The 12,384-nt window shown below is 40.8% G+C and carries 10 protein-coding genes; 5 read left to right on the plus strand and 5 right to left on the minus strand.

Annotation, left to right across the window (positions count from 1 at the left end; all coding sequences use genetic code 11):
- Positions 1-40: 40 nt before the first annotated feature.
- From leuE to F895_RS10935, 3 genes are all read right to left on the minus strand, one after another.
- Positions 41-691 carry a leucine efflux protein LeuE gene (gene leuE / locus F895_RS10945; RefSeq protein ID WP_005240829.1) on the minus strand — a complete coding sequence of 217 codons (651 nt, stop codon included), beginning with the start codon at positions 689-691 and terminating at the stop codon, positions 41-43.
- A gap of 72 nt (positions 692-763) precedes the next feature.
- Entirely contained in the window at positions 764-1,753 is a 990-nt protein-coding gene (gene tal / locus F895_RS10940) for a transaldolase (RefSeq protein ID WP_005240836.1), read from the minus strand.
- A 109-nt stretch (positions 1,754-1,862) separates the two neighbouring features.
- Positions 1,863-2,756, minus strand: coding sequence for an HTH-type transcriptional regulator AceR (locus tag F895_RS10935; RefSeq protein ID WP_005240837.1), 894 nt, complete (start codon positions 2,754-2,756; stop codon positions 1,863-1,865).
- Between the two features lie 87 nt (positions 2,757-2,843).
- Here F895_RS10935 and aceI point away from each other — a divergent pair, with 87 nt between their 5' ends.
- The 5 genes from aceI (at position 2,844) to F895_RS10910 (ending at position 9,601) form a co-directional block, all read left to right on the plus strand.
- The gene (gene aceI, locus F895_RS10930) at positions 2,844-3,272 is read left to right on the plus strand and encodes a chlorhexidine efflux PACE transporter AceI (RefSeq protein WP_005240838.1); all 429 of its coding nucleotides are present in this window, start codon (positions 2,844-2,846) and stop codon (positions 3,270-3,272) included.
- Positions 3,273-3,458: 186 nt separating this feature from the next.
- Entirely contained in the window at positions 3,459-3,854 is a 396-nt protein-coding gene (locus tag F895_RS10925; RefSeq protein ID WP_005240839.1) for a tautomerase family protein, read from the plus strand.
- Between the two features lie 168 nt (positions 3,855-4,022).
- Positions 4,023-7,481 (plus strand): transcription-repair coupling factor, encoded by a 3,459-nt coding sequence (mfd, locus tag F895_RS10920; RefSeq protein WP_010589956.1) that lies wholly within the window; start codon positions 4,023-4,025, stop codon positions 7,479-7,481.
- 197 nt (positions 7,482-7,678) lie between these two features.
- Positions 7,679-8,113: an HIT domain-containing protein gene (locus F895_RS10915; protein ID WP_005240841.1), complete on the plus strand. Its 435-nt coding sequence runs from the start codon at positions 7,679-7,681 to the stop codon at positions 8,111-8,113.
- A 51-nt stretch (positions 8,114-8,164) separates the two neighbouring features.
- Positions 8,165-9,601, plus strand: coding sequence for an adenylate/guanylate cyclase domain-containing protein (locus F895_RS10910; RefSeq protein ID WP_005240842.1), 1,437 nt, complete (start codon positions 8,165-8,167; stop codon positions 9,599-9,601).
- Between the two features lie 558 nt (positions 9,602-10,159).
- Here F895_RS10910 and fdx read toward each other — a convergent pair.
- Positions 10,160-10,498 (minus strand): ISC system 2Fe-2S type ferredoxin, encoded by a 339-nt coding sequence (fdx, locus tag F895_RS10905; protein WP_004652975.1) that lies wholly within the window; start codon positions 10,496-10,498, stop codon positions 10,160-10,162.
- A 17-nt stretch (positions 10,499-10,515) separates the two neighbouring features.
- Entirely contained in the window at positions 10,516-12,375 is a 1,860-nt protein-coding gene (gene hscA / locus F895_RS10900; RefSeq protein WP_005240843.1) for a Fe-S protein assembly chaperone HscA, read from the minus strand.
- Between the last annotated feature and the right edge of the window lie 9 nt (positions 12,376-12,384).

The following is a 12,384-nucleotide window of genomic DNA, read 5'->3' on the forward strand; positions in this document are numbered from 1 at the left end:
TAAAATGATTGAATAAATTGATCATTCGGTTAAATCTAGATTAAGTTAAAGTCGAGGTAGCCAATCTTAAACCGAAACCAAAGAATAAAATGCCGACCAGACAGATACCAGAAGCTGCGAGCTTATAATTATGTTTGAAAAAGCCAGCAAGTTTTATCCCTGAAAAAATGAGGGCTGTTAAATAACTGAAACTCACGATTTGTAGAATAATTGCCAAAATTAAAAAGCTGAATGCTGGGTAAGCATAACTTGGTTCAACAAACTGAACAAAGAAGGAGAGGAAGAATAGAATCGCTTTGGGGTTTAGCAAGCTAATGCTGAGTGCGGTACGATAGGGATGAACCTGATCAAGGTTCGGCAGTTCGGCCATTTCTACATGATGCGGTGGTTTATTCCACGTTTGATAAGCGCCTTGCAGTAATTTAAAGCCTAAGTAAGCGAGGTAACATGCACCTGTCAATTTGAGAATAATAAATAAGATCGGGAAGGCTTTGAGTAAAGAGGCCGCGCCCAATACGGTACACAGAATTAAAATAAAATCGCCAGTAAATACACCACATGCAGCGGCATAACCAGTGCGAATGCCATAACGCGATGCTACGGACATGACATAGAGTGAATTTGGACCAGGTAATAACACAATTAAGATTGTACCAATAATATAAGTGGTTAAATCTGTTATACCGAACACAATAAACTCATTAAAAAACCGATTTTCGCTAATATAGCAAAAATCGGTTTTTATTGGTGAAAAATCGACTAATTAGGGTTGGATTTCAGCATCAATTCCAAAAGATTGACGCAGCAATAAACTCAACTGGTCACGCGCTTTGATAAAGCCATCAATGCCGCCTTGCAGCAATTGGAAAGCCATCAGATCTTGCTCAAGCTCAGCTTTAAAACTTTCTTTTGTTTGTGCAGGACGTTCGATTTTTTCTGCTTGTCGGGCAAACTCGGTGCTGAGCTGAGCTTCAACACGCTGTTGGTCTTGCTCCAACTGTGCCAATAGATTAGGGGCAATCGTGAGTAAGTCACAACCGGCTAAACCCAGTACTTGTGCCGTACTACGGAAGCTCGCACCCATGACTTGGGTTGGGATACCATGCTGTTTGTAATAGTTATAAATTTTCTTCACCGACAGTACGCCCGGATCTTTGGCAATTGGATATTGCTCAACACCTTCGGCTTTTTTATACCAATCCAAAATACGTCCCACAAAAGGCGAGATCAGTGTGACCTTGGCATCAGCACAGGCTTGAGCTTGATGTAAACCAAACAATAAAGTTAGGTTACAAGGAATTCCTTCAGCTTCTAGAACTTTGGCTGCCTGAATCCCTTCCCAAGTGGAAGCAATTTTAATCAGGATACGCGATTGTTCGATGCCATAACCTTGATAGAGTTGAGACAACTCACGTGCTTTGTTAATCGTTGCTTCAGTATTATATGACAGAGATGCATCGACTTCAGTAGAGACACGACCGTCAATCAATTTTAAAATTTCGACACCAAATTTGACCGTCAAAATATCAATGGTACGTTCAATCAGTTCATCACTTTGATAGCCTTCTTGCTTTGCTTGGGTATAGGCGTCTTCAATCAGTGTTCGGCTTTCCGGTTGTTCTGCCGCTGCTGTGATGAGTGATGGATTGGTTGTTGCATCTAAAGGACGAAACTTTTCAATTGCTTCGAGATCACTACTATCAGCAACAACAGTAGTTAAATTTTTTAATTGGTGTAATGCAGTCTGAGTCATTGATATCGCATTCTTAATAAACAATATTATTGGTAACTTCTGTTATAACACAATCTGCATGAAAGCAAAGCCCCGCTTTTGTTGGTTGTATTGTTCATCTGAGTAAGTCTCAGGATTCATTCTGCTGACGTTGTAAGCGAATATGATCAATCAAATATTTTGCAGCCAGACCCAATTCGCTTTCACGGCTCCACACCAGATCGACATAATATTCAAATTTTGGTGTGAAATCATACATCTCCAAAATCTTAAGTTTCTTTTTAAGTTCTGGGTTTTCATTAAACATCTGTAAAGGCAGAACGCCCCAACCTAAGTTACGAATAATCATCATACAGGCCGAATGGTGATTATCCGTACGCCAATAGTCTTTTGAATAGAGTAACTCTGGCTTGATGCTGTAATCACGACTTGCTACGACAATCTGACGTGTTTGTACAATTTGCTCAAAAGACACATGAGTGAGTTGCGCTAAAGAGTGATTTTTAGCAATGACAGGGACAAGCGCCTCTCTTTTTAGTTCCACGAATTGTTCGCGGCTATCCAGTTGCTCACGTTCGAACATCAGGGCCAGCTGTGCCGATTGATCCAGCAACATTTGTAAAGCATCTTCTTGAGGAGCAGAGAAGATATTAAGGGCAAGACTCGGAAAGCGCTGTTCAAGCAGGGTAATGTAGTCGGTCCAATTGGTATAAAGCAGTTCAGATACCACTACAATATTCAGGGTTGACTCCAGGCCTGTACTCAGTGCGTGGGCATGCTGCTTCCATTGATTCATCTCAATCAATAATTGCTGGGTTTTCTCATAAAGTACGATTGCCTCGGCGGTTGGTATAGGCTCACGTCCAGATCTTTCAAATAGATTAAGATTGAGATCAATTTCCAAATTGGCAATCGACATACTTACCGCTGAAGGAACCTTGCCTAATTTACGTGCTGCGGCTGAGAAAGAGCCGGTTTCAATAACGGCTTGAAACATGATGAGTTGTTCTTGATTAATATTCATCTGTCAAAAAAACTGAAAGAACCTGATTGGATTAATCAAAATTATAAAAATAAAATAGCGACTATCCAAACAAAAGAGTGTTATTAAATGTTGATTTCCAAAAGAAGACTCATTCATGCAATTAGCTATGAAGTGATTTTATTGGTCATCATCGCAATTGCGTTAAGTTTTATTTTTAGTATGCCGCTTGAAGTGACAGGTGTTCTTGGCACGATCATGGCTGTCATTTCCGTGTTCTGGAATATGATCTTTAATCATTACTTTGAAAAAGTAGAACATAAATATCAGTGGAAAAGAACGATTCCTGTGCGTATTCTTCATGCGATAGGTTTTGAAGGCGGTTTAATGTTGGCAACAATTCCAATCATCGCTTATATGATGAAGATGAGTTTTCTTGAAGCTCTGATCCTGGATTTTGGGTTGACGATGTGTATTTTGGTTTATACATTCATTTTCCAGTGGTGTTATGACCTTATTGAAGGCCGTTTCTTCCCAAATGCAAAATTCGCATCATAAATAATGATGAATGATGAGAAAAAGCATTTTTCGGAATTTTCTGAAGAATGCTTTTTTATTGTCTTGGCAAAAATGACTCGATTACAGTATTGATAAAGTCAGGACAATAAAGTTTATTTAATATCGTGATTGAAAATAGTAAAAATAAATAGATATCACCATGTAACATCGTAGGAGAATAACAATATGCCTAGTGTACTTATTGAGGTCAGGCAACAATATGCTGTAGATGTAGAACTTGAGATTATGGAAGCCGTTCATTCAGCACTCAGAGATGCGTTTAAAATCATGCACGGTGATCGAAATGTCCGTTTAATTGTTCATGAAGCACATCGGTTTCAATGTCCGCCAGAAAAGGCCAAACCCGAATGCTATACCTTGATCAGTATTGATGCATTTCTTGGGCGCTCTTTAGATGCAAAGCGAAAGCTGTATAAAATGATTGTGCATAATCTTGAGCCGATTGGCATACCTAAAGACCATGTGAAAATTATGCTTCGTGAACTGCCCTCGGAGAACTTCGGTGTTCGTGGGGGACAAGCGGCTTGTGATGTTAATTTAGGTTTTAAAATTGATGTATAGATTGATGTTATTCAGCAGAAGGCTCTATATGAGCTTTCTTTGCTAAATTAAATAACAAGAATAGCCTAAGTAAAATTAAATTGTTTGAATAAGGGGAATTTGCTCTTCAACTAAAAAACATCATGCTAAAATAGGGTACTTATGTTTTTAGATTGCATGATTTTCTCTATGTTTCAACAAGAAATCTCTCAATTAAACTTACAACAATTTAAAGCGGGCGAAAAACGCTGGATTGGTTCATTAATGGGCTCATCCGCAGCATTATTATTCAAAGAAATTGCTTCACAAAGTTCAAATCTATATGTCATTGTCGCAAGGAATAATCAACATCTTGCTCAGCTCGAGAGCGAACTCGAATTTTATGGTATCAAGCCGATAATTTTCCCAGATTGGGAAATCTTGCCTTATGACCGTTTATCTCCACATCAAGATATTGTTTCTGAGCGCTTGGCAATTTTATCAAATATGCCACAAAAAGGGATTTTACTGGTTTCAGCCAGTACTTTAGCGCAACGCGTTGCGCCTTATTCGTGGGTGGTGGGCGAACACTTTGATATTAAAGTAGGACAGAAACTTGACCTTGAAGCGCAAAAGAAACAATTGGTTCAAGCAGGCTATCGCTTAGTTGACACGGTTTATGATCACGGTGAATTTGCAGTTCGCGGTAGCATCATGGATATTTTTGCATCTGGACAAGATCAACCGATTCGAATCGATTTATTTGATGATGAAATTGAAAGCCTAAAATTCTTTGACCCAGAAACACAAAGAACCACAGAATCCTTAAAAAACTTTACTGTTTTACCTGCAAAAGAATTTCCACTCAAAGAAGGGCGTTCTACCTTTAGAGACCGCTATGCAGAAAGCTTCCCAACTGCAAATCCCAAGAAAAATCCGATTTATCAGGATGTATTAGAGGGAATTGCAACGCCAGGTTTAGAATTTTACTTGCCATTATTCTTTGAGAAGAAGGTGATGGAAGCACAAAGTATGTTGACGACATACTTACCAAATAATTGCGTTGTCATTACAAATAGTGAAATTGAAGATGATTTAATGAACTTCTGGAAAGAAGTAATGCGTCGTTATGAAGATCGACGACATAACATTGATCAACCAATTCTACCGCCAGAAGAATTATTTTTAATGCCCAACCATGTTTTACAGGCATTAAATCAATTTCCTCGAATTTTGGCTTCAGCAGAAGTTTTTGAGACCAAAGCCGGCGTACTCAATATCGCCGCTGAACAACCGCCTAAACTGGCAGTTGATCCGAAAAAAGAACAACCTTTTGAAGCAGTAAAACATTATATCGACCAAGCCAAGCATCCTGTTTTATTGGTGGCTGAGAGCGCGGGTCGTCGTGAAACTTTGAAAGATGCCCTGCGTGGGGTGTTGGGTGAAATCCAGAACGTAGACAGTTTTGTTCAATTTCAAAAAGACCGGTTACAGGTTGCGATTACCAGTGCACCGCTGGATCGAGGTCTATTACTGAGTCATCAATTATCGGTTATTTCTGAAAATCAGCTTTATGAACATCGTGTGGTGCAGCGTCGCCGTAAGCGTCAGCAAGAAGTATCTGAAGAGTTCTTGATTCGTAGTTTAACCGAACTGAGTATTGGTGCACCTGTGGTGCATATTGATCATGGTGTAGGGCGTTATGCTGGTCTGGTTACCTTAGAAATCGACGAGCAGGATCATGAATTCTTGCAGCTTGATTACGCTGATGGTGCGAAAGTCTATGTACCTGTGACCAATTTACATCTGATCAGTCGTTATAGTGGTGGCGATCCAGATCTTGCACCATTGCATAAATTAGGTACAGATACGTGGAGTAAGGCAAAGCGTAAAGCTTTAGAGCAAATTCATGATGTGGCTGCTGAGTTATTACATATTCAGGCACGTCGTCAATCCAAACCGGGTTTTGCTTTTGAACTGGATCATACAGGGTATATGCAATTCTCCAGTGGTTTTGCCTACGAAGAGACTTTAGACCAAGCCAATGCCATTGAAGCAACTCTGCATGAAATGCAACTTGCCAAGCCGATGGATCGTTTGGTTTGTGGTGATGTGGGCTTTGGTAAAACAGAAGTGGCGATGCGAGCGGCTTTTGTCGCAGCGCAGAATAATAAACAAGTTGCAGTATTAGTCCCAACGACACTGTTAGCCCAGCAACATTATGAATCTTTTAAAGATCGTTTTGCTGATACGGCAGTACGCATTGAAGTATTGTCTCGTTTTGGCAGCAATAAGACCCATTTGAAAACCATTGAAGACTTAGCCGAAGGCAAAGTTGATATCGTGGTGGGAACCCATAAAATCCTGCAAGAAAATATCCAATTCAAGAATCTTGGACTCATGATTGTCGATGAGGAGCATCGTTTTGGTGTTCGCGATAAAGAAAGGATTAAAGCCCTGCGTGCCGATGTGGATATGTTGACCTTAACCGCGACCCCGATTCCACGGACTTTGAATATGGCATTCTCTGGGATGCGCGATCTGTCGATTATTGCAACACCACCAGCACGCCGTTTAGCCGTCAAAACCTTTGTACAAGAACATACTGATGATTCGGTCAAGGAAGCAATTCTGCGTGAGTTATTACGTGGTGGTCAGGTGTATTTGTTACACAACGAGGTGGATACTATTGAGCGTGCTGCTGAAACCATTCGCAATTTAGTTCCCGAAGCACGCGTGGCTGTGGCACATGGTCAAATGCGAGAACGTGAACTTGAGCAGGTGATGCAGCAGTTCTACCACAAAGAATATAACGTGCTGGTATGTTCGACCATCATTGAAACAGGTATTGATGTACCCAATGCCAATACCATCATCATCGAGCGTGCAGATAAACTAGGGTTGGCACAACTGCATCAATTGCGTGGTCGTGTTGGACGTTCGCATCATCAAGCCTATGCTTATTTGTTGGTTCCGTCTATTAAACACTTGAAAGGCGATGCAGAAAAACGTCTAGATGCCATTCAACGTGCTTCAACTTTAGGAGCAGGCTTTATGCTAGCGACGGAAGATTTGGAAATTCGCGGTGCGGGTGAGTTATTGGGTGAACAACAAAGCGGTTCAATGCAGGCAATTGGTTATAGCCTGTATATGGAAATGCTTGAAAAAGCGACCAAAGCAATTCAAAAGGGTAAGACCCCAAACTTTGATGCACCACTTTCGTTAACTGCTGAAATTAATCTGCATATGCCTGCCTTGATCCCAGATGATTATCTCGGTGACGTACATCAGCGTCTGTTGTTCTACAAGCGTATCAGTAATACCGATAGTCAGGAGAAGCTTGATAATATCCGTATGGAGTTGATCGACCGTTTTGGTATTCCGCCACAACCCGTGAAGCAATTGTTTAGTGTCCATCAACTGCGTTTGCGTGCAGAGCAGTTGGGGATTACTAAGATTGATATTAATAGTAATGGCGGTTATATCGAGTTTGCTCCTGATACACCTGTGCAGGCGATTAGCATTATTCAGTTGATGCAAAAAAATCCAACCTACTATCGAATGGAAGGCGGACAACGCTTAAAAGTCATGGTGCAATTGGCCGAGTACGATAAGCGAATTCAGTTCATTGTTGAGCTATTGAATAAGTTATTGAGTGAGTTAAATTGAGGTTTTTAAGCACATAATGTGGTGATTAAATGAGCATGTACTTTTTTTTAGTAGATGTGATCATGTTTTGATCCGATGTTCATGCAATAAATGAGGAAAATCATTGTTATTTGTAAGCAAACGGGTTACTAATAATATTCACATCAAAACTGATGTGATAGTATTGATCATCATTATTCTGCATCATTTATAAAGATATGTTTAGTTTGCATCCACAACTTGCTCAAGATACATTTTTTGTAGGCGACTTTCCGCTTTCAACATGTCGTTTAATGAATGATATGCAATTTCCTTGGTTAATCCTGATTCCACGTGTTCCAGGTGTAACAGAATTATATGAATTAAGCCAAGCAGACCAAGAACAGTTTTTACGTGAGTCAAGTTGGTTATCAAGCCAGCTGTCACGTGTGTTCCGCGCTGACAAAATGAATGTTGCAGCTTTAGGCAACGTTGTTCCGCAGCTTCATTTTCATCATGTGGTGCGTTATCAAAATGATGTTGCATGGCCGAAACCTGTATGGGGAATGCCAGCTGTGCCATACAGCAATGACGTGCTTGCGCATATGCGTCAAACATTGATGTTGGCATTGCGTGGACAGGGTGATATGCCATTTGATTGGCGTATGGACTGATCCAGAAAAATAGAAGAAATACAGTATTCTATAATAAAAAAGGAGGATAGGGTGCCACTAGATAGGTTGATTGATAAAGAACCTAGACAGTTCGCTTATTTTCATCGTTTGATGGGATATTCGATTCTGTCGCTGATCTTGGTAATTTATACATTTACCTCAACCAGTGCTAGCTATCAACTCTATCTCCTTCCTCTGTTACTTGTCTATTTTTTGCTTTGTCCCCGTTTAGAAAAATGGTTGCAATATAAATTTGATAAAAAAATAGAAAAAAATGTTCTTTTTGCCAATGAGGCAGTTGTTGTAGCGCTTGTACTAGCTGCTATCCATTTAAGTTTAGTTCCTACTTTTACTATTTTATTTGGATTGCTTTACGTCGGCTTGAATAACAGAATTTCTCTACCTGTTGCATGTTTAATCGGCCTGATTGGCGTTATTATTTTCTATTTTAGTACCTTCGTAATTTTTGGCGCAGAGCAATATTTTGAGCCAACGAATCCTGAATTGACCGTGGTCAGTCTGCTTGGATTAATGATGTTTATTGTGATTGGTAATTATTACCAACACCGTCGTTTAAATATCCTCGGGCAGCAACGTCAGCATTATCATAATCAGATGACACGCTATATTGCATTTGCAAATCAGTTGAGTCGTTATGCGCCACTGCAATTGTGGCAATCGATTATGCGTGGTGAAGCAGAAGCAAAAATTGAATACAAACGCAAAAAATTAACGGTTTTTTTCTCCGATATTCAGGGTTTTACCGAACTTTCAGAAACTTTGATTCCTGATGATTTGGCTTTCTTGCTGAATGATTATTTGAGTCATATGACTGAAATTGCCAAGCAGTACGAAGCGACCGTCGATAAGTTTATGGGCGATGCGATTCTTATTTTCTTCGGCGATCCAAACTCGCAAGGCGTTGAGCAAGATGCCAAGTCTTGTGTGGAAATGGCAATTGCGATGCGTCAGCAAATGAAGCTGTTGCGCGAGCGTTGGAAGAAAATGGGTTATCCCGCTTTACATATTCGTATGGGCATCAGTACGGGTTATTGTCACGTAGGCAATTACGGTGCCTCACATCGTATGGCCTATACCATTGTCGGTCGCGATGTAAACTTGGCGGCACGCTTGCAATCTGCAGCTGAAGTCGATGAAATTTTAATTGCCGATGACACTCATCAATTGATTAAAAATGAGTTTTTGTGTGTACCGAAAGTGCCTATTTATTTAAAAGGCATTCAAGGTCCGGTTAAAACATGGCAAGTGATGGAGAAATTCACAGGCAAGAAATCAGATACGCAAAAATGGTTTGATTTCGATTATAAAGGCTTCCATTTGGTTCTGAATCTGGAAGAGGTACAGAACTACGAATATCCTGAACTGGTAGAAATCCTGGAAAATATGGTTCAGAGGATCAAGACCCAGCAAAAAATTACCAATGCACAGGGTATTCCTAAACTGACTTTAGATGATGAAGTTAGATAATAATTAGCATTCTATTTTCACGTTCATTATGAATGTGCATGAATTTCATATAAATGATCAAATTCACTAGCTAATGAGGTCAGTCGTGGCTTTGAGTTGTTTTGTCAGAGTGGTTTGTACATATTAAATCGTATGATTCAAAGTAGTATTCATGACTCGTTCGACTCAGTATTCTGGATTTTCAATCTCATAAATAATCGCAAAAATGGTCAGTTTAGCTACGGCTGACAAATATTCCAAAGCAGCGTAATTTTTAAATTGCCATTGAATGACTAACTACCAAATATTGGGGCAGGAATAGACTCTTCTGTTGGGTGGTGAGATAGAGTAGAACGCAATGGGTGAGGCGATTAAACTCAATACCATGAAAGAAACTTTAATCACAGGGGCTTGTGGCGATGTGGCTTGATCGGGGAGCTCGGTGTTCTTGTCTGTTGGAGATGGCATCATGGCTGGCGCTGCTGCGCATCAATCTTTAATTTTTACAGCACGATACAGTGAGAAATAAAAAAGCCAGAGATTAACTCTAGCTTTTTTATTTTAAACTATCATTTAAGCTTAATGATTTTCTGAAGCGTGGTTGATGGTGTATTTAGGAATCTCGATTTCTAAATCCTCATCCACAATTTCAACTTGGCAAGAGAGGCGAGAGTCAGGCTCTAAGCCCCACGCGCGGTCAAGCAAATCTGCTTCAACGTCATTCATTTCCTCAAGGCTGTCAAAGCCTTTACGCACAACCACGTGACAGGTGGTGCAGGCTGCAGACATGTCACAAGCATGTTCAATTTTAATACCATTTTTTAATAAACTTTGGCATAAATTGGCGTTATGTTCGACTTCAAATTCTGCACCTTCAGGGCAAATTTGTGCATGAGGAAGAACTTTAATACGTGGCATATTGATCACCTATACCTTTAGTTTGAGTTTGACCAATCTTCAAGTTTTGTACCTTTTAAGGCATGGTCAATATGTCGGTTCATACGCAATGCAGCAAAGGCATCGCTATGAATTTTAAGTTGCTGAACTGCATGTTCAATCGCTGCAAGCTCATCGGTTTTCAGACGGGCTTTTAATGCTTCAGCGGCAAGGATTAAATCGCGAGCCTGTTGCTGAGAAAGTAAATCCGTATCTGCTTTCAATGCTTGTTCGAGTGCTTCTAGCTCGCGTTGTGCTTCGACTTTGGTTTCTTGCAAATGACGAAGATGTTTGTCTTCTTCGGCATATTGGAAACCTTCAACCAATAAACGCTCTGTGTCTGCTGAAGATAAGCCATAAGATGGTTTAATATCGATTTGCGCCTGAACACCAGAGGTGGTTTCTTTGGCTGATACGGTCAGTAAACCATCGGCATCGATTTGGAACGTTACTTCAATACGTGCTTGACCCGCAGTCATTGGTGGAATGCCATGTAATACAAAACGGCCCAATGAACGACAATGCTCGACTAAATCACGCTCACCTTGCACCACATGAATTAACATGGCGGTTTGACCATCTTGATAGGTGGTAAATTCCTGACGGCGTGCGACAGGAATAGCAGTGTTACGTGAAATCAAGCGCTCAACCAAACCGCCCATGGTTTCTAGACCAAGTGAAAGTGGTGTGACATCAAGTAATAACGAGCCATCCTGACTATTACCAATCAGCTGATTTGCTGTAATTGATGCGCCAATCGCAACCACTTCATCAGGGTTGATGGTACATAATGGCTCACGTTCAAATAATTCGCGTACCGCTTTCTGTACGGCATACGAACGGGTTGAACCGCCGACCAGGACCACATGTTCAATTTCATCAAGTTCAAGTTTGGCATCGCGTAATACGCGTTTGCACACACTCATACTTTTATCGAGCGCAACTTGAATAATGGATTCAAAAGTAGGTCGATCTAGCGTTAAACGGTCATCCAGTAATTTTAATTCAGCAGATTCGTGATCTGTTAAATATTCTTTGGCTTGACGAGCTGCAATCACAAAAACGGCATACTCTTCATCGCTTAAAGTCTCGATGTTGAGCTGTTTTTTGGCCCATTTTACGATTAGGCGGTCAAGGTCATCACCCCCGAGAGCAGTGTGGCCACCAGTTGCAAGAACTTCAAAGACACCTTGCGAAAAACGTAAGATTGACACATCAAAGGTACCACCACCTAGATCGTAAATCACATAGTTACGATCTGTGCTGAGGTTGGTCTCTTGATCAAGACCATAAGCAACAGCCGCGGCTGTCGGTTCGTTCAGTAAACGTAAAACGTTCAAGCCTGCGAGTTGTGCAGCATCACGTGTTGCTTGGCGTTGTGCTTCATCAAAATAAGCTGGAACAGTAATCACCGCACCATTCACAGGATTATTCAGGCTTGCTTCAGCGCGGTCTTTTAACTGTTTTAGAATTTCTGCAGAAATTTCGACAGGTGTTTTTCGACCCGCAGCAGTTTCAAATGCTGGCATTTCATTTTCTGCACCAACAAGCGTATATGGATGCTGGAATTTGATATCTGCTTGCGAGCGACCCATAAAGCGTTTGACCGAAACCACTGTATTTTTTGGGTCAGTCAGCATAAATGGCTTGGCTTCATAACCAAACGTGGTTGCATCCTTTGCGTAATGAACAATTGATGGAAGTAAAACCCGGTCTTTGTCATCTTGTAGAACTTTCGGTTTTGCCGATAGCACTGTCGCCACTAAAGAGTGGGTTGTCCCCAAGTCAATGCCAATCGCAATACGATGTTGATGCGGGGCAGTAGATTGACCAGGTTCAGCAATTTGCAAAAGTGCCATGCGTACGGT

The sequence above is a fragment of the Acinetobacter sp. CIP 64.2 genome, from assembly GCF_000369645.1.
Classification (GTDB): domain Bacteria; phylum Pseudomonadota; class Gammaproteobacteria; order Pseudomonadales; family Moraxellaceae; genus Acinetobacter.